The 18,277-nt window shown below is 40.8% G+C and carries 18 protein-coding genes and 1 pseudogene; all 19 read left to right on the top strand.

What is annotated here, in order from left to right:
- The first annotated feature begins 73 nt into the window (after positions 1–73).
- Positions 74–1,186: a PAS domain-containing sensor histidine kinase gene (locus tag P20652_RS09170; RefSeq protein ID WP_008168789.1), complete on the top strand. Its 1,113-nt coding sequence runs from the start codon at positions 74–76 to the stop codon at positions 1,184–1,186.
- Complete coding sequence (locus P20652_RS09175) at positions 1,183–2,649, top strand: sigma-54 dependent transcriptional regulator (RefSeq protein WP_008168786.1); 1,467 nt, start codon at positions 1,183–1,185, stop codon at positions 2,647–2,649. Before P20652_RS09170 ends, P20652_RS09175 begins: the two co-directional genes overlap by 4 nt.
- 156 nt (positions 2,650–2,805) lie before the next feature.
- Entirely contained in the window at positions 2,806–3,138 is a 333-nt protein-coding gene (gene fliE / locus P20652_RS09180; protein ID WP_008168784.1) for a flagellar hook-basal body complex protein FliE, read from the top strand.
- 20 nt (positions 3,139–3,158) lie between these two features.
- Entirely contained in the window at positions 3,159–4,874 is a 1,716-nt protein-coding gene (gene fliF, locus P20652_RS09185) for a flagellar basal-body MS-ring/collar protein FliF (RefSeq protein WP_008168782.1), read from the top strand.
- Positions 4,867–5,907, top strand: coding sequence for a flagellar motor switch protein FliG (fliG, locus tag P20652_RS09190; protein ID WP_008168780.1), 1,041 nt, complete (start codon positions 4,867–4,869; stop codon positions 5,905–5,907). The genes fliF and fliG overlap by 8 nt, the downstream gene beginning before the upstream one ends.
- A gap of 3 nt (positions 5,908–5,910) precedes the next feature.
- Positions 5,911–6,717, top strand: a complete 807-nt coding sequence (gene fliH / locus P20652_RS09195; protein WP_008168778.1) for a flagellar assembly protein FliH — start codon at positions 5,911–5,913, stop codon at positions 6,715–6,717.
- 18 nt (positions 6,718–6,735) lie between these two features.
- Positions 6,736–8,070, top strand: coding sequence for a flagellar protein export ATPase FliI (fliI, locus tag P20652_RS09200; protein WP_008168776.1), 1,335 nt, complete (start codon positions 6,736–6,738; stop codon positions 8,068–8,070).
- Positions 8,070–8,518: pseudogene (gene fliJ, locus P20652_RS09205) on the top strand (flagellar export protein FliJ). Before fliI ends, fliJ begins: the two are co-directional and overlap by 1 nt.
- 89 nt (positions 8,519–8,607) lie before the next feature.
- Complete coding sequence (locus P20652_RS18090; protein ID WP_008168773.1) at positions 8,608–9,993, top strand: hypothetical protein; 1,386 nt, start codon at positions 8,608–8,610, stop codon at positions 9,991–9,993.
- Positions 9,994–10,064: 71 nt separating this feature from the next.
- Complete coding sequence (locus tag P20652_RS21475) at positions 10,065–10,628, top strand: flagellar hook-length control protein FliK (RefSeq protein WP_008168771.1); 564 nt, start codon at positions 10,065–10,067, stop codon at positions 10,626–10,628.
- 57 nt (positions 10,629–10,685) lie between these two features.
- Positions 10,686–11,219: a flagellar basal body-associated protein FliL gene (fliL, locus tag P20652_RS09210; RefSeq protein WP_008168770.1), complete on the top strand. Its 534-nt coding sequence runs from the start codon at positions 10,686–10,688 to the stop codon at positions 11,217–11,219.
- Between the two features lie 9 nt (positions 11,220–11,228).
- Positions 11,229–12,320, top strand: coding sequence for a flagellar motor switch protein FliM (gene fliM / locus P20652_RS09215; RefSeq protein ID WP_008168769.1), 1,092 nt, complete (start codon positions 11,229–11,231; stop codon positions 12,318–12,320).
- A 20-nt stretch (positions 12,321–12,340) separates the two neighbouring features.
- Positions 12,341–12,739, top strand: a complete 399-nt coding sequence (gene fliN, locus P20652_RS09220) for a flagellar motor switch protein FliN (RefSeq protein ID WP_007585803.1) — start codon at positions 12,341–12,343, stop codon at positions 12,737–12,739.
- Positions 12,736–13,119: a flagellar biosynthetic protein FliO gene (fliO, locus tag P20652_RS09225; protein WP_008168768.1), complete on the top strand. Its 384-nt coding sequence runs from the start codon at positions 12,736–12,738 to the stop codon at positions 13,117–13,119. Before fliN ends, fliO begins: the two co-directional genes overlap by 4 nt.
- A 4-nt stretch (positions 13,120–13,123) precedes the next feature.
- Complete coding sequence (fliP, locus tag P20652_RS09230) at positions 13,124–13,864, top strand: flagellar type III secretion system pore protein FliP (RefSeq protein WP_008168767.1); 741 nt, start codon at positions 13,124–13,126, stop codon at positions 13,862–13,864.
- Positions 13,865–13,904: 40 nt separating this feature from the next.
- The gene (gene fliQ / locus P20652_RS09235) at positions 13,905–14,174 is read left to right on the top strand and encodes a flagellar biosynthesis protein FliQ (RefSeq protein ID WP_002959325.1); all 270 of its coding nucleotides are present in this window, start codon (positions 13,905–13,907) and stop codon (positions 14,172–14,174) included.
- A 2-nt stretch (positions 14,175–14,176) separates the two neighbouring features.
- Positions 14,177–14,956 carry a flagellar biosynthetic protein FliR gene (gene fliR / locus P20652_RS09240; RefSeq protein WP_008168766.1) on the top strand — a complete coding sequence of 260 codons (780 nt, stop codon included), beginning with the start codon at positions 14,177–14,179 and terminating at the stop codon, positions 14,954–14,956.
- A 9-nt stretch (positions 14,957–14,965) separates the two neighbouring features.
- Positions 14,966–16,096, top strand: a complete 1,131-nt coding sequence (gene flhB, locus P20652_RS09245; RefSeq protein WP_008168765.1) for a flagellar biosynthesis protein FlhB — start codon at positions 14,966–14,968, stop codon at positions 16,094–16,096.
- A 72-nt stretch (positions 16,097–16,168) separates the two neighbouring features.
- On the top strand, positions 16,169–18,277 hold the full coding sequence (flhA, locus tag P20652_RS09250; protein WP_008168763.1) for a flagellar biosynthesis protein FlhA: 2,109 nt from the start codon (positions 16,169–16,171) through the stop codon (positions 18,275–18,277).

The raw sequence follows: 18,277 nt of genomic DNA, 5'->3' as shown, positions 1-18,277 counted from the left end.
GATAAGTATGTAAATAAATTTTGGTATAAATCGTGCATTTAGACATATATCTACATCAATTCGAGATTTGATTATGGCCCTTGCTAGCGTGCTTAAACCACAGTTTTTTTCTGCAAATCAGTATAACCCATGTTTACTTCAAGAGGAGTACATTGGTGAATTAAGCGATCTGCGCAAGCAAGCAAGTTGGCTTTCGCATTTGGTTGATACCATGCCAGCAGGAGTGGTTGTACTTGATGGCAAAGGGTTGATTGCAAAAGCGAATCAAATAGCGATTGATATGCTTGGCGAGCCACTTGAAGGCGAACGCTGGTTTAATGTTATTCAGCGCTCTTTTAGGCCGCATCAAGATGATGGCCACGAAGTGTCTTTAAAAGACGGGCGCCTAATAAAGCTTGATATTACCGCTTTAGCACCAGAGCCTGGGCAACTTATTTTAATGACGGATTTAACCGAAACTCGCCGCTTACAAAAACGTGTTGCACATATGCAGCGATTAAGCGCGCTGGGTAAAATGGTTGCGTCACTGGCGCATCAAGTTCGTACACCGCTCTCAGCCGCTATGCTTTACGCCGCTAATTTAGGGTCTAAGCGCTTACCCGAAGCATCTCGCGATAACTTTCAAACAAAGTTAATGTCGCGTTTAAAAGATTTAGAAACTCAAGTAAACGACATGCTGTTATTTGCTAAAAGTGGCGATCAGCAAGTTGTTGAGCAAGTTTCAATGCAGCAGCTTTTAACAGAAGTTAAAGCGGGCGCTGATGCGATGGTCGCACTTAATGAAAGTGAACTGGATGTAAGCTTACCAGAGCCAGATATACAAATAGTCGGTAATAAAACGGCATTGGCCAGTGCTATTCAAAATCTTGTGCACAATAGTATTCAAGTTATTGGCGGCGGTGCAAAAGTAAAAATTAGCGCACAAAGAGATTTAAAAGATTTAGATATGGTTCGTATTAGTGTAAGCGACAATGGCCCAGGTGTTGATTTAAGCCAAAGCGATAAAATTTTTGAACCATTTTTTACTACCAAAAGTCAGGGCACAGGTTTAGGGCTTGCGGTAGTAAGTTCGGTGGCTAGTGCGCACCAAGGCCGTGTTGATGTGACTAATAATACGCATGGTGGTGCCTGCTTTAGCTTGTTACTGCCTATTAAGGCAACATCTAAACTAGAAGGTTCATTATGAGTAACACTATTTTAGTTGTCGAAGATGACGCTGGGCTTCGTGAAGCCTTAATAGATACCCTTGAAATGTCGGGTATTGAATGTGTTGCAGCGAACAGTGCTGAGCAAGCAATGATATTGCTTAAAAAAGATCAATTTTCGCTTGTTGTAAGCGACGTGCAAATGGGTGCAATGAGTGGACTTGATTTACTACGCAGTATTAAATTAAACCACCCTGATTTACCTGTATTAATGATGACGGCGTACGCCACAATTGACGATGCAGTAGAAGCCATGCGCCTAGGTGCAATTGACTACATGGCTAAACCATTTGCACCTGAAGTGCTGTTAAATATGGTGAGCCGTTATTTGCCTGAAAAAGCAAAAGAAACCGACGGACCTATTGTTGCCGACCCAACTAGTATTCAATTATTGGAGCTTGCGAGTAAAGTAGCACGCTCTGATGCAAGTGTAATGGTACTTGGCCCAAGTGGTTCAGGTAAGGAAGTACTCGCTCGTTATATTCATGATAAGTCGAGTCGTTGTAATGAGCCATTTGTGGCGATTAACTGCGCGGCTATTCCTGAAAATATGCTCGAAGCCACTTTATTTGGTTACGAAAAAGGGGCTTTTACAGGCGCGATTCAAGCATGTCCGGGTAAGTTTGAGCAAGCACAAGGCGGCACTATTTTACTTGATGAAATTACAGAGATGGACTTAGGGCTACAAGCAAAGCTGTTACGCGTACTGCAAGAGCGTGAAGTAGAGCGCTTAGGGGGTCGTAAAACAATTCAGCTCGATGTACGTATTTTGGCAACCAGTAATCGTGATTTAAAAGAAGCCGTGTCTGAAAACCAATTTAGAGAAGATTTATATTACAGGCTTAATGTTTTTCCACTTATGTGGCGACCATTGTGCCAACGCCCTGGCGATATTATTGTATTGGCTAAGCATTTAATTGAGCGCCATATCAGTAAAAGTAAAGAGCCCATGGCGTATTTAGATAAAGCTGCCGAGCAAAAGTTACTGGCCCACGCGTGGCCTGGAAATGTGCGCGAGCTTGATAACGTTATACAGCGTGCGCTTATACTGCGAAGTGGCGATACAATAAACGAGCATGCTATTTTTATTGAAAACTTAGTAGCTAATAACTTTGTTATGGAGCCTTCATTGGCACCAGCGCAAACAGTATCGCCAACAGAATTAGCTCACGCAGATAAAGGCGTTGATAAAAGCACGCTAAGCTCGGCATACTACGATGAAAAATTGCATGCCGAGGATGAGCCTAAACAAGGTTTACTAGCAGCAGATACCGGTAGCTATAAAGATGAGCTTAAAGATAAAGAGCATCGCATTATTTTAGAAACCCTTGCACGTTGCCAAGGTAAGCGTAAAGACGTTGCCGAAACGTTGGGCATAAGCCCACGAACTTTACGTTATAAACTAGCGCAAATGCGCGATTTAGGTATTTCACTTCCTGCATAACCTCCTATAAACCCTAAGTTTGCGCTGCGAACTTAGGGTTGTCAAAACTCTGACTCACATAATTTAAAGCTAACTGCATGTATTTTAACAATTAATTATTTGGCATGTTTTGTGCTTTATTACTTGTAAGAGTTCACTGCGTGTCAGAGATAAATTATGAAAATTCAAAACAGTGCTGTATTTCAAGAAATGCAATCAATGGCTTTAGAAGCCGGCCGTAATAATCAAATAAATAAATTGCCGACTCAAGTTCAGCCTACTTCTACTTCCCAGTTTGGCGACATGCTAAGTGATGCACTAAATACAGTGCACGGTCTACAGCAAGATGCAGGTCAAAAAGTAAAAGCGGTTGAAATGGGTGATCGAAGTGTATCGCTTGCTGAGGCGATGATTGCTTCTCAAAAATCGTCAGTTGCTTTTGAGGCTACAGTACAGGTTCGTAATAAACTTGTTGAAGCTTATAAAGAAATCATGAACATGCCTGTTTAATTAGGTAGTGGAGAATTATTGTGGCGCAATCTAACCAATCTACAGACCTAGCACTTGCTGGCGGCGGTATCGACCAAAGTGGTGGTGATGATCAACAAGAACAAAAGTCAGGCTACTTAAGTGCTTTAAGTGGTGTTGATGTATTGCGCCAAGTAACACTGGTAATAGCATTAGCGATTTGTTTAGCTATCGCGATTTTTATTATTATTTGGGCTCGTCAGCCAGATATGCGCCCACTGGGCAAAATGCAAACTGAAGAGCTTATTCAAACGCTCGACTTTTTGGATGCGCAAAAAATTGAATATCAACTCGATGGCAACGTTGTATCGGTTGATGAAAGTGAATACCAAAATATTAAATTGTTAATGACCCGCGAAGGGTTAGATCAAGGGCCTACATCAGGCACTGATATTATTATGCAAGATATGGGCTTTGGTGTAAGCCAGCGCTTAGAGCGTGAACGCTTAAAGCATGGTCGTGAGCAACAACTAGCACGCACAATTGAAGAGCTTAACAACATTACTCGCGCTAAAGTATTGTTAGCTATTCCTAAAGAAAACGTATTTGCCCGCAGAGAGAAAAAACCATCAGCTACCGTGGTATTAACACTCAAACGAGGCCGCTCACTTAACCGAGAAGAAGTAGACTCTGTTGTTGATATGATTGCCTCAGCGGTGCAAGGCCTAGAGCCTGCGCGAGTGACGGTTACCGATCAGAATGGTCGGCTTTTAAATTCAGGTTCGCAAAGCTCATTAGCAGCACGTTCACGTAAAGAATACGATTTAGAGCGTAAACGTGAACAAGAGTACCTTGAAAAAATAGACAGTATTTTAATACCGGTTGTTGGGCTTGCAAACTATACAGCTCAAGTTGATTTAAGCATGGACTTTAGCTCGATTGAGGAAACTCAAAAACGTTATAACCCAGATTTACCAGCGGTTAGAAGTGAAACCACATTTGAAGAAAATAACATTGGTGGCCTAGCTGTCGGTATACCTGGTGCGCTTACAAATCAGCCACCGCTGAACTCTAATATACCTGAGGTTGCGGGGCAAGGTGGTGCAGGTACAGCAACCTCGCCAACACGCAGCCATAAAGAAGCCACACGTAATTATGAACTCGATACAACAATTTCCCACAAGCGCCAGCAAAGTGGTGTTATCCGAAGAATAAGCGTATCAGTTGCTGTTGACTACGTCCCTAAAGTGGGAGAAAACGGCGAAACAACCATGACTCCCCGTTCGGTAGAGGCATTGTCAAATATTCGTCGTTTACTGCAAGGTGGTGTGGGTTTTGATATGCAAAGAGGCGATGCACTTGAAGTAGTGACTGTGCCGTTTGTTCGCGAAGCAACAAATTTAGCAATAGAAGTGCCACTTTGGGAACAAGACTGGTTTATGAAAATAGCCCGACTTGTATTGGGAGCCTTAGTTATCATTGTATTGATAATGGCTGTAGTAAAACCAATGCTTAAACGTTTGATTTACCCAGACGATACACTAGAAGAATACGATGAAGATGCATTAAGCTCAGGCGTAGATATTGGCGATAATACACTTGATATGCTAAATAAAGACTTTGATTCTGCTTCGATTGGTTTCTCAAGTGATGGTACACTGCAGTTACCGGATTTACATGGCGACGAAGATTTACTCAAAGCAATTCGTGCCCTTGTAGCTAACGAACCAGAACTATCATCACAAGTAGTGAAAGCGTGGTTAACAGAAGATGACTGATCAAGAACAAAAACAACTCCCACCAGCTTTTGATGTTGATAAGCTCGATGGAGTAGATAAAGCCGCTATATTGCTTTTGAGTTTATCAGAAGAAGATGCCGCGCAAATACTTAAACACTTAGAGCCTAAACAGGTACAAAAAGTGGGTATGGCGATGGCTGGATTACAGGACTTATCACAAGCTAAAATAAGCGCTGTGCATAACTTATTTATAGAACAAATTCAAAGCTTTAGTACGATTGGTTTTCAGTCGGAAGACTTTATTAAAAAGGCGCTTACCGCAGCGCTTGGTGAAGACAAAGCTGCTAGCCTTATTGACCAAATTGTTATGGGCTCAGGCGCTAAAGGCTTGGATTCATTAAAATGGATGGACTCTAAGCAGGTAGCGAATATTATTCGTAATGAGCATCCACAAATTCAAACCATTGTATTATCGTACTTAGAGCCAGAGCAGTCAGCTGAAATTATTGCCCAGTTCCCTGAAAAAGTTCGCTTAGATTTAACTATGCGTATTGCTAACCTTGAAGAAGTTCAGCCAGCAGCACTGCAAGAGCTAAACGAAATCATGGAAAAACAATTTGCCGGCCAAGCCGGTGCGCAAGCGGCTAAAATGGGTGGCTTAAAAGCTGCTGCAGATATTATGAACTACCTAGATACCAACGTAGAAGGGCAATTAATGGACTCGATTCGTGAACATGACGAAGAGATGTCGCAGCAAATTCAAGACTTAATGTTTGTGTTTGAAAACTTAATGGATGTTGATGACCGTGGTATTCAAGCAATTCTACGAGAAGTACAACAAGACGTTTTAATGAAAGCAATTAAGGGCACCGACGATGCCCTTAAAGACAAGATATTGGGCAATATGTCTAAGCGTGCAGCCGAAATGCTTGCTGATGATTTAGAAGCTATGGCACCGGTCCGTATAAGCGAAGTAGAAGCAGCGCAAAAAGAGATTTTATCAACAGCGCGTCGTTTATCTGACTCGGGTGAAATTCAGCTCGGCGGCGGCGGCGGCGAGGAGTTCCTGTAAACTATGAGTAAACTCAAAGGACGCACACTTCGGGCTGATGAAGCTGATGAATTATTAAAAAATTGGGCTATTCCAGATGTAGCACCTGATGAGAGGAGCTTTGGCAATCGCTCTACAGCTTACGGCACACCGCTTAGTGAGCTGTACAAAAAAGAATTAGCCGAAGAAATGCCTATTGATGAGCCGCAAGAACCTGAGCTTCCTACGCTTACCATGGTTGAGCTTGAACGCATTAGACAAGATGCTTACGAAGAAGGCCTTAAGCAAGGTCATGAACAGGGCTACATAGATGGCTTTGAAAAAGGCGTTGGTGAAGGTAAAGAAGCAGGCTATAAAGAAGGCTTAGAGCAAGGTAAGACAAAAGGTCTTGATGATGTAAAACCATTAATTGAAGAGCAGTTAACGAGTTTAAAAGCCATTTTAGAGGGCTTAAATGCACCGCTAGATAAGGTGGATGAACAAGCTGAAAAACAGTTAGTGCAACTTGCAAGTATGTTAGCTGAAGCTGTTATTTATCAAGAAGTAAAAACATCGCCTGATGTGATTTTACATACGTTAAAGCAAAGTATTAATTCACTAAATGCTGAACAAGAAAAAGTACGAATCCATTTAAACCCCGAAGATTTAGAACTCATAAAAGAGAGCTACGGCGAACAAACCATTATTGATAATAACTGGCAATTAATGGCAGAACCCACTCTTGAACGCGGTGGCTGTGAAGTTAAAACAGCGCAATCGTCACTCGACATGACCCTTAAAACACGTGTCAAAGAAACGTTGGATAGTTTTTTGCATAATAGTGGTATCTAACTATTTTATTGGCGTGTTATGTCAACTCAACGTGCACCTTTAAGCGAACGCTTATCTCAATATCAACAACATATTAAAACCCCAGCGCCTGCTGTGGCAGGTATTTTAACGCGTGTTGTTGGCCTGACCCTTGAGGCTAGAGGTTTACGTGCACCCGTTGGTAGTCAATGTAAAATAGAAACCATGAACGGCTTTGTAGACGCTGAAATAGTCGGTTTTAACGATCAAACTTTATACTTAATGCCTAACGACCACATCTCTGGTGTATTACCCGGTGCGCGTGTTATTCCTCAGGTTAACAACTTAGGTTTACCTGTAGGCATGAGCTTATTGGGGCGGGTGGTTGATGGTTTAGGCCGGCCGCTAGATGGCCTGGGTAAAATTAATGCTGAGCATTATTTAAAGTTTGCACAAAATACTATAAACCCGCTTTCAAGAAGACCAATCACTAAGCCTATGGATGTAGGTGTGCGAGCTATTAACTCGGTAATTACAGTGGGGCAAGGCCAGCGAATGGGCTTGTTTGCAGGCTCAGGTGTGGGTAAATCAGTACTGCTGGGTATGATGACCCGAGGAAGTGAAGCGGATGTCATTGTTGTTGGCTTAGTGGGTGAGCGTGGCCGCGAAGTAAAAGAATTTATTGAAGAAATACTCGGTGTAGAAGGGCGTAAACGCTCTGTTGTTGTTGCAGCACCTGCTGATTCATCACCGCTTATGCGTTTAAAAGGCTGTGAGAGCGCCGTAACTATTGCAGAGTATTTTAGAGATCAGGGTTTAAACGTATTATTATTACTCGATTCTGTAACGCGTTACGCAATGGCGCAACGTGAAATTGCACTTGCTGTAGGCGAGCCTCCTGCTACAAAGGGATATCCGCCTTCGGTGTTTGCTAAACTACCTGCGCTGGTGGAGCGTGCTGGTAATGGCGGTGAAGGGCAAGGTTCAATTACTGCCTTTTTTACGGTGTTGAGTGAAGGCGATGATATGCAAGACCCTATTGCTGATGCAGCGCGAGCTATTTTAGATGGCCACATTGTACTATCGCGTGATTTAGCCGACAGCGGGCACTATCCCGCTATAGATATAGAAAAGTCGATTTCGCGTGTTATGCCTCAAGTTGTTTCTGAGCCGCATATGCAACAAGCCCGAGTGCTTAAGCAAGTTTATTCAATGTATCAACAAAACAAAGATATGATTACTTTAGGTGCTTATCAAAAAGGGACCGATCAAGTACTCGACCAAGCTATAAATATGATGCCAAGAGTGAATGCATTCTTACAACAAGGTATGCGAGATGTCATTAGTTACGATGATGGTCTGCAAGGTCTTGCTCAGTTACTAGGACAAGCATAATGGCTAAAAACAAACTCGATTTACTGCTCAAAATTGAAAATGATAAAGAAGAAAATTTGCGCATGAGTTACTTACAAGCCAATCAAAACTTGCAATCGAATCAACAAAAGCTGCAAGGTTTAAACAATTTTAGACTTGAATACTCTCAGCAGTTACATCTAAAAGGTAAGTCGGGTTTATCTAGTGCGGGGTTTGGGCAGTACCATGCTTTTATAGCTAAAATTGAAGAGGCAATTCGCCAACAAGCAAGTACAGTAAATACCGCTAAGCAAGTTGTTACTCAACGTAAAACTTTATGGCTTAAACAGCAAATTAAAGCTAAAGCAGTTGCTAAACTAATCGAAAATCAAAAACTCAAAGCAAATGCGTTAATGGCAAAAAACGAGCAAAAAATAGTTAGATGAATTTTCAGCTAATCAGTTTTTTCTAACGTCGTAAAGCGTTATAAGTTAGGCACGTTAATTGCTTTGTTACTCAGTGAAATTCAACTTTTGGCGGTATGCGGTGGCATATTGCCGTAATGGTATTAGGTGATTTATGGCGATGAATAACATTTCGTTTTTAGTTTCTTCTGAAAAAGATTCACTGTTAGCTTTTAAAGACAATAGCTTAGCTAATAGTGAGGGGGATTTAGGCGAGGAATTTTTAAGTCAGCTAAACGAAGCGCATAACTCTATGGAGCCTTTGCTTAAAGGCAATAAAAATCCCGATGCGGAAAATTCGATTGCCATACCTAAGCATAAACAGCCAGAAGAAAATGAAAATCTGAGCGTAGCGCTAGATGAAGTAACAACGGACGAAGTTACTTTTGTGTCTGTTGAGATGCTTGATCAAATTAATTCAGCACAAGCAATGAGCACTTCAGTTAATAAGCCGTTCGATGCGACTAACAGTTTAGAATCAGAAAATGCAGAGCTAGAAACCACCGCAGTAGTTTTATCTTCTAAAACAAGTGATGAAGTATCGGCTGAAGAAGCGAATACAGCCAGTGCAGTGCAAAATCCAATTGCCACTAATGTAGACTTTAAAACGGCTAAATCAACGGATTCAAAAAGCGATAACTTAAGCTCATTGTCTTTGAACTCGTTACCATTAAATGTAGGCAAGCATCCTAAAACTAGTGCTGCCGACGCTATTGAAGGGCCATTAAATCCTACAATTAAAAAGCCCGATGACAGCATTGGTCCTATATTCGATAAACCTGAATTTTCTCCAATGAGTTATAAAGAGCAACTAGGACAAAATAAGTCTGCTGATAAAGATAATATAGTTTTGCCAACACTCAGCGACAAAGCGGGCGTTACTCAGTCTTCTTTAACTGCAACTGAAGATGATAATAATGCAGCAATAGATGCGTTAATGACTAAAGATGCGAGCTTAATTAAAGCTAATAATGTTATTGCTAGTTTAACGCCTGAGCAGCGCTCACAACTTAATGCGCAAGTTAAGGTATCAGAAAATACTGATTCAACAAGTAACGCAACTAGTAACACTTCAAATCTTAAGCAAATGCTTGCGCAATTTATTACTGATAACGAAAAAACGCAAAGCACGATAACAAAACACTCTTTTAGCGCAGAAATAAATTCACTTAATACAACTGAAAAACAAAGTTTATTAACGCAATTAAACGCTTATATTAAAACAGAGCAGCCTAAAGGCGAGCAGTTGGCAGTGCTTAAGCAAACAGTTAATGAGTTAAAAGCTCAAATTGAAATAGGACTTGCCGATACCGCTAAGGCAGACTCAAAAACGTTTGTAGCGTCAGAGACTCCTAATACAGTATATAATCCCCAAAAGTTAAGTTTAAAGACATCGACAAGCGAAGGAGCTGATTTAAATAAAGCCACAACAGCCTCAACTAAGGGTGATGATTTATTAAATTCACTTGAAGAATTACAAAAAGAGGGGCTTAAAAAATAACGGCAGAACAAACTCCTGCACGCGTAGCACAAGTATTTACGCAAATTACAGCTGCTTTAAATACTCAGCAAGTGAGCACATTAAGCCAATACGACTCATTAAGTTACGAGCAGAGCTTATTCGATACCCAAATAATACAAACTCAACAATTACAAAGTACATCGCAAGTTAAGCAAGTAAGTATTGATCCTGGTGTAATGCAGGCAATTAATATTGTTAAAAGTGATGCAGCTAAATTACTGCAAGAGCGCGTTAGCTCAATGCTGAGCATTAATAATAAAGAGGCAGAAATTCGCCTAGATCCTCCCGAAATGGGCAGTATGCAAATACGTATTCGCAGCGATGCAGAACAAGCTCATATAAACTTTGTAGTACAAAACCAGCAAGCCAAAGAAGCACTTGAGCAATCAATGCCGCGCTTACGTGAAATGTTAGCGCAACAAGGGCTAGAGCTTGGTGAAAGTACTATTTCTTATGGGCAATCAGGTGGTGAAACTGCCGAGCAAAGTGAGAGTGGAACCCAAGGTAATTTGGCTAATAATAAGTCAGTTAATGATGAAAACGACGAGCAAGCAAATAACACTGCACAAAGTTCTCGACAACAAACTTCATCATCAATAGATTACTATGCCTAAGTGCTGCTATTATAATAACTAAAACAAGCAAGTACCTTTGCGATTAAAGGAATCATGATGGCTGAAGAAACAAGTTTAGAAATCGAAGAAACCGGTAAAAGTAAAAAGAAACTAATAATAATTGTTGCGGCTGCACTTCTCATTATAGGTGGCGGTGCTGCGGGTTACTTTTTTATATCAGGTTCGGATGCGCCAGTTGAAACCTTAGATGAAGAGACTACGGTGTCCACTGATGCTGCTCCTACAGCCTCTGGTTCATCGGCTGAAATAGGCAGTGCTTTATATGTTGCGATGCCACGCCCATTTGTATTTAATGTTCCCGGTTCAAGTCGCGACAGAATTGTACAAATTAAAGTACAGTTATTAGTTCGTGGTGAAGTAAATGAAGAAACAGCTAAAAAACATATTCCGCTTATAGAAGGTACACTTTTGAGCGTTTTTTCTACTACAACTGCCGATGAGTTAAGTACGAGTGCGGGTAAAGAAACACTTCGTTTTTCTGCACTTGAAAAGGTACAAAAAGCTTTAATGGATGTTGAAGGTAGCAAAGTAATTGAGCGGGTATTGTTTACCGGCTTTGTGATGCAATAAGGGGTTAGCGTGAGCGATTTATTATCCCAAGACGAAATTGATGCGCTATTGCATGGTGTTGATGACGTTGACGAGGAAGATATAAACGACGGTGAAGATGGCGGGGGAAGTACGCTTCAGTACGATTTTTCTTCGCAAGATCGGATCGTACGTGGTCGTATGCCGACACTTGAAATTGTTAATGAACGCTTTGCTCGTCATATGCGAATTAGCCTATTTAATATGATGCGCCGCACCGCAGAGGTGTCTATTAACGGCGTGCAAATGATTAAATTTGGTGAGTATATTCATACTCTATTTGTTCCAACTAGCTTAAATATGGTGCGTTTTAGACCTTTAAAAGGTACAGGCCTGATTACCATGGAAGCACGACTTGTGTTTATTTTGGTAGATAACTTTTTTGGTGGCGACGGGCGTTATCATGCAAAAATAGAAGGCCGAGAATTTACGCCTACAGAACGTCGTATTGTGCAAATGCTCCTTAAAATTATCTTTGAAGATTATAAAGAAGCATGGGCACCGGTTATGGATGTATCGTTTGAATATCTCGATTCTGAAGTAAACCCAGCTATGGCTAATATTGTAAGCCCGACCGAGGTTGTGGTTATTAGTTCTTTCCATATTGAGCTTGATGGTGGCGGTGGTGATTTTCATATTGCACTACCTTACTCTATGCTTGAGCCAATTCGAGAACTGTTAGATGCGGGTGTTCAGTCTGATACTGAGGATACCGATTTACGTTGGAGCAAAGCACTTCGAGACGAAATAATGGATGTAGAGGTTGATATGTCGACTCAGTTACTTGAAGTCGATTTAACTTTAAGACAGATTATGGAACTCAAAGCCGGTGATATTATTCCGGTTGAAATGCCTGAACATATAACCGTATTTGTTGAAGAACTCCCTACATTTAGAGCCAAGATGGGTCGCTCTCGCGATAATGTTGCGCTTCAAATTAGTGAAAAAATTAAACGACCTGATTCAGTTAAATCTGAGCTGCATGTATTTACCAAAGGCGGCAAGAAAATTGACTCAGATGCAGAATTAGCAGAACTAGAAGATGATTTACACCTCTCTGACGGTGTAGACTTAGACTGGTAATTGATTAAAAGGTTAAAAGTATGAGCGATGATCAAGACACAATGGACGAATGGGCAGCAGCATTAGCAGAAGCCGAAGCTCCAGATGATAGTAGCGAAGCGCATGTTGCAGAGCTCGATGAGTTAAGTGATTCAAAACACGAAATGAGTGGCGATGAAAAACGAAAGCTAGACACTATTTTAGATATCCCCGTTACTATTTCAATGGAAGTAGGGCGCTCTAAAATTAATATTCGTAACTTATTGCAACTCAACCAAGGCTCTGTTGTTGAGCTTGACCGTGTTGCGGGCGAGCCGTTGGACGTGCTAGTTAACGGTACTTTGATAGCCCATGGTGAAGTGGTTGTGGTAAACGACAAGTTTGGTATTCGCTTAACAGACGTGATAAGCCAAGTAGAGCGGATCAAAAAACTACGATGAGCTTATTAGTTGCTTTAACGAGTTCCGTTTTTTCAAAAGCAGATGTAGCAACACCGACTGGGGATATACTCTCTATGGTGCTGTCGCTTGTGATGGTGCTAGTGCTAATTATAGTGCTGGCATTTTTTGTTAAAAAGCTTAATCCAAATTTAGCAAACAGCGATGAATTTAAAGTAGTCAGAAGCCTACCTTTAGGTTCTCGCGAGCGTTTAATGGTTGTTGAGATAGACAATGCTCAGCATTTACTTGGTGTAACTCCTCATAGTATTAATTACTTACACAAGTTAGAAACCCCACTAAGTGAAAAAGAACTGCCTGAACTCGCTAAACGATTTGGTAAACTCTTAAACCCGCAATCAACCCCAAATAAAAAGAATTAAACCTATGATAAAGTGGCTGCTTATTATTTTTGCCATGGTGTTTGTACCAAATGTAAGTGCAGAAGGAATTGATGCGCTTACTATTACAACAAACGCTGATGGCACACAGGACTACTCAGTAACGTTACAAGTTTTAGCAATTATGACGGCGCTGAGTTTTATACCGGCTGCCATAATTATGATGACCTCTTTTACACGAATTATTGTTGTACTCGCCATTTTGCGCCAAGCAATTGGTTTACAGCAAACACCGTCCAACCAAGTCTTATTAGGCATGTCGCTTTTTTTAAGTATTTTTATAATGTCGCCTATTTATCAGCAGGTAAACGAGCAAGCTATTGAACCTTACTTAAATGAGCAGGTTACTTCAGTACAAGCTTTAGAGCTTGCTAAAGAGCCAATGAAAGCCTTTATGCTTTCTCAAGTGCGTCTCAAAGACTTAGAAACGTTTGCTAAGATTGCTGGTTATGATCAGCTAAATTCGCCAGAAGACACACCATTAATAGTGTTGATCCCTGCATTTGTAACTAGTGAACTACAAACCGCATTTATAATAGGCTTTATGTTTTTTATTCCATTTTTAATCGTAGATTTAGTAGTCGCCTCGGTATTAATGGCGATGGGTATGATGATGCTTTCCCCCATGATAGTGTCCTTACCGTTTAAAATTATGTTATTTGTACTTGTAGACGGTTGGAGCTTAGTGATGGGTACTCTAGCGAAAAGCTTTGGTTTAGGGACTTAGTATGCAAAGCATCAATGTGATTCAACAATAGGAGTACAACATGGAACCGGAAATTTTTGTTGATATCCTAAGTGACGCGCTTTTTTTAGTTATTAAGCTGGTGTCTGCAATTGTAGTACCAGGCTTAATTATTGGTTTAGTTGTGGCTGTGTTTCAGGCGGCAACATCAATCAACGAACAAACATTGAGCTTTTTACCTCGTTTATTAATTACCATTAGTGCGCTTATTGTGGGTGGGCATTGGCTTACTCAAGAGCTAATGGACTTTTTTACTCGCTTAGTATTACTTATTCCTGAAATTGCAGGTTAAGCGTGGAATACCCCTTTGCTGTCGTTATTCAATGGTTGAGCGATTTTTTGTTGCCGCTGGTACGCATCAGCTCAATGATTATGATTATGGCTGGTTTGGGGGCTAAAAATGTTCCTACACGTATAAAAATGGGTTTATCGGTTGTTGTAACTTTTGTTGTTGTGCCAGTCCTTCCGCCCGCTACATTCACTAATTTATTTTCGTTTGAGATGATTTTAGTCGTTATTCAACAAATGTTGATTGGTGTTGCCATTGGTTTTTCATCTATACTTTTACTAAATACTTTTGTGTTAGCAGGGCAAATACTCGCGATGCAAACAGGTTTAGGTTTTGCTTCTGTTATTGACCCCTCTAATGGTGCGAGTGTGCCTGCTGTGGGCCAGTTTTTCCTTATTTTGGCTACCCTGTTATTTTTTGCTTTTAACGGTCATTTAATGATGATTCAAATGGTGGTGCATAGTTTTCAAGTGCTACCTATTGATGGCACTTGGTGGTCTGTAGATCATTACTGGGACATAGTGACCTGGGGCGGCTGGATGTTTACTACAGCACTGGTACTCTCACTTGCACCGCTTACCGCTATGCTCGTTATTAATATGTCGTTTGGTATTATGACGCGTGCAGCACCGCAATTAAATATTTTCTCTATTGGTTTTCCGTTTACCTTGGTCGCGGGACTTATTATTATTTGGGCAACACTTGGTAACTTTATTATTCAGTTTGAGTTTCAATGGTTAAAAATGGTTGAACTAATGTGTACTCTAGTTGGTTGTTCCCCTTAGGAGAAAGTCATGGCTGAAGATTCAGGTCAAGAAAAAACAGAAGAGCCCACGGGCAAAAAAGTTGATGAATCTAAGAAAAAAGGTCAAGTTGCACGTTCAAAAGAATTAGGCACCATGTTTGTACTTATTTTCTCAGCTATTTCACTTTTGATGTACGGCCCTGAGATTGGTAAGGGGCTGTATAATATAATGGTAAGAATGTTAAGCCTTAATCGAAATGAAACCTACGATACGACTAAGATGTTTTCTGTGTGGGCTAGCGTATCCGACACTTTAGTTTTTCCTATGGCGATGTTTGTATTTATTATTTTATTTGCAGGTTTAATAGGAAACACGCTTTTAGGGGGATTTAATTTTAGTTGGCAAGCTGCAGCTCCAAAACCAAGTAAAATGTCACCTTTTAAAGGTTTTAAGCGAATGTTTGGCCCACAAGCAGCTGTTGAATTAATTAAAGCTATTTTGAAGTTTTCTGTTGTTGCAGGGTTTGCTGTATTTTTAATTAACACTTTTTTTGATGAAATACTGCACTTAAGTATAGAGCCAGCCCCAGGTAATATTATTCATGCACTAGATATTTTGGCTTGGATGTTTTTGGCGCTTTCTTGCACATTAATAATTATTGCCGCAATTGATGCACCATATCAAAGTTATACCCACCATAAACAATTAAAAATGACTCTGCAAGAAGTTAAAGATGAGTATAAAAACTCTGAAGGTGACCCACAAATAAAAGCCCGGATTAGGCAAACACAAAGACAAATGTCGCAAAAGCGCATGATGCAAGATGTTCCTGACGCTGATGTTATTGTTACCAACCCAACTCACTACTCAGTAGCATTAAAATACGATACCGAACGCGCAGGTGCGCCTATTGTAATTGCTAAAGGTGTTGATGAAATGGCTATGCAAATTCGTAAAGTAGCAATAGGGAATGAAGTACCTATTTTAGAATCTCCTATGTTGACCCGAGCGCTTTACCATACAGCTGAAGTAGGGGAGCAAATACCCGATCAGTTATTTACTGCTGTAGCGCAAGTTTTAGCGTATGTATTTCAGCTTAAGCGCTTTAATAAAGGGCGCGGTAAACGTCCAACTAAGCTTAATAATAAACTTCCCATCCCTGATGCCTATAAGTATTAAACTGTTAACTTAGTAACTTGGAATAGTTATTGCTAATTCTATGTAGTGTCAATTTTTTGAAATTGTAGAATTATGAGTTTTAAAGCGGTATTACAACAACTTAACAGAGATAAAAAAGACTATGCCAAAGGGGTAGGCACCCCTTTGCTTGTGCTTGCTGCCTTGGGAATGGTTATTTTACCGTTACCGCCATTTTTACTCGATATCCTTTTTTCGTTTAATATTGCCCTCGCATTAGTGGTTTTACTCGTGACAGTTTACACGATGAAACCGGTGGAGTTTGGTATATTCCCCTCTGTAATACTCATCGCGACGATTATGCGCTTAGCGCTTAACGTTGCCAGCACTCGAGTTGTATTACTTGAAGGTCATAACGGTGGGGATTCTGCCGGTAAAGTAATTGAAGCGTTTGGCTCCGTGGTTATTGGTGGTAACTACGCTGTTGGTTTGGTCGTATTTTTAATCCTGATTATTATTAACTTTGTGGTAATTACTAAAGGTGCTGGGCGTATATCTGAGGTATCTGCACGTTTCACTCTTGATGCAATGCCGGGTAAACAAATGGCAATTGACGCCGATTTAAATGCGGGTTTTATCAGTGCTGAGCAAGCGCGTGACCGCCGTGAGGAAGTAACTCGCGAAGCCGATTTTTACGGCTCAATGGATGGTGCGAGTAAATTTGTAAAAGGCGATGCCATTGCAGGTATTGTTATATTAATCATCAATATTGTTGGTGGTTTATTTGTAGGTATGATTCAGCACGATTTGAGTTTTAGCAACGCAATGGAAGTATATACATTACTTACCATTGGTGATGGCTTAGTTGCGCAGCTGCCTTCATTACTACTTTCAATTGGTACCGCAATTGTTGTAACTCGTCAAAATGAGTCGCTCAACATGGGCGACCAATTTAAGAAGCAACTCGGTAATGAAAAATCGCTCTTTATTGCATCAGGTATTTTGATCATTATGGGTTTAGTACCGGGTATGCCGCATTTTGCTTTTTTAAGTTTAGGTGCGTTATTGGGTTATCTAGCTTACTACACACAGCAAAGTAAAATAAAAGCAGCGGCAGTTGAAGCTGAAGTTGCTGCAAATGGTGCAGCTGGAACAAATGTAGCTAATAAGCAGGAGCAAAAAGAACTCGGTTGGGATGACGTTCAGCAAGTTGATGTTATTGGCTTAGAAGTAGGCTACAGATTAATTCCGTTGGTAGATCAATCTCAAGGTGGAGAGCTACTTAATCGCATTAAAGGCGTTCGTAAAAAGCTTTCTCAAGAACTTGGCTTTTTAGTTCCTCCTGTTCATATTCGCGATAATTTAGAGCTTGATCCTAATGCTTACAGAATAACGCTAATGGGCGTTTCAACTGGTGAGGGCGAACTTAAGCATGGTGATGAGCTAGCAATTAACCCAGGACAAGTATTTGGTCCAATTAAAGGCGTTGAAACTAAAGATCCAGCATTTGGACTGGATGCAGTATGGATCAAGCCGGATCAAAAAGATGAAGCTCAATCACTAGGTTATACCGTAGTAGATTCAGCAACGGTAGTTGCCACTCATATTAGCCAGTTATTAACTAACAGTGCAGCGTTGCTATTAGGGCATGAAGAAGTTCAAAACCTGCTTGATATGCTTGCTAAAAGTCACCCTCGCTTAGTTGAAGGACTAGTACCAGACGTACTTCCTTTAACTTCAATCGTTAAAGTATTACAAAACTTACTAAACGAAGGTGTTGCAATACGCGATATGCGCTCAATTGTTCAAACCCTTGTCGAGTATGGCCCGCGTAGCCAAGACCCTGATGTATTAACGGCTGCAGTGCGTATTTCTCTGCGTAGATTAATTGTTCAAGATGCGGTGGGTATGTCGTCAGAAATCCCTGTCATAACCTTGGCGCCTGAGTTGGAACAAATGTTGCATCAGTCATTGCAAAATGCAGGCGATGAAGGTGCCGGTATTGAGCCAGGACTTGCAGAGCGGCTTCAACTGTCACTAAATGAAGCGCATCAAAACCAAGAAATGGCCGGTGAACCTTCGATATTGCTAACGTCGGGAATGTTACGCACTGTGTTATCTCGTTTTGTTAAGTACACCATTCCAGGATTGAGAGTGATGTCTTATCAAGAGGTACCAGACGAAAGACAGATCAAGATTGTCAGCTCTGTAGGCCAACAATAA

Origin of the sequence: Pseudoalteromonas sp. BSi20652, from assembly GCF_000239855.1 — a bacterium.
Taxonomy (GTDB): domain Bacteria; phylum Pseudomonadota; class Gammaproteobacteria; order Enterobacterales; family Alteromonadaceae; genus Pseudoalteromonas.
The sequence above is the reverse complement of the archived record's forward strand: the minus strand, read 5'-3'. Positions and strand labels throughout refer to the sequence as shown.

Coding starts and splice junctions, on each gene's coding strand:
- P20652_RS09170 (WP_008168789.1), top strand. CDS start 74: ATGGCCCTTGCTAGCGTGCTTAAACCACAGTTTTTTTCTGCAAATCAG.
- P20652_RS09175 (WP_008168786.1), top strand. CDS start 1,183: ATGAGTAACACTATTTTAGTTGTCGAAGATGACGCTGGGCTTCGTGAA.
- fliE (WP_008168784.1), top strand. CDS start 2,806: ATGAAAATTCAAAACAGTGCTGTATTTCAAGAAATGCAATCAATGGCT.
- fliG (WP_008168780.1), top strand. CDS start 4,867: ATGACTGATCAAGAACAAAAACAACTCCCACCAGCTTTTGATGTTGAT.
- fliH (WP_008168778.1), top strand. CDS start 5,911: ATGAGTAAACTCAAAGGACGCACACTTCGGGCTGATGAAGCTGATGAA.
- fliI (WP_008168776.1), top strand. CDS start 6,736: ATGTCAACTCAACGTGCACCTTTAAGCGAACGCTTATCTCAATATCAA.
- P20652_RS18090 (WP_008168773.1), top strand. CDS start 8,608: ATGGCGATGAATAACATTTCGTTTTTAGTTTCTTCTGAAAAAGATTCA.
- fliL (WP_008168770.1), top strand. CDS start 10,686: ATGGCTGAAGAAACAAGTTTAGAAATCGAAGAAACCGGTAAAAGTAAA.
- fliN (WP_007585803.1), top strand. CDS start 12,341: ATGAGCGATGATCAAGACACAATGGACGAATGGGCAGCAGCATTAGCA.
- fliO (WP_008168768.1), top strand. CDS start 12,736: ATGAGCTTATTAGTTGCTTTAACGAGTTCCGTTTTTTCAAAAGCAGAT.
- fliP (WP_008168767.1), top strand. CDS start 13,124: ATGATAAAGTGGCTGCTTATTATTTTTGCCATGGTGTTTGTACCAAAT.
- fliQ (WP_002959325.1), top strand. CDS start 13,905: ATGGAACCGGAAATTTTTGTTGATATCCTAAGTGACGCGCTTTTTTTA.
- flhB (WP_008168765.1), top strand. CDS start 14,966: ATGGCTGAAGATTCAGGTCAAGAAAAAACAGAAGAGCCCACGGGCAAA.
- flhA (WP_008168763.1), top strand. CDS start 16,169: ATGAGTTTTAAAGCGGTATTACAACAACTTAACAGAGATAAAAAAGAC.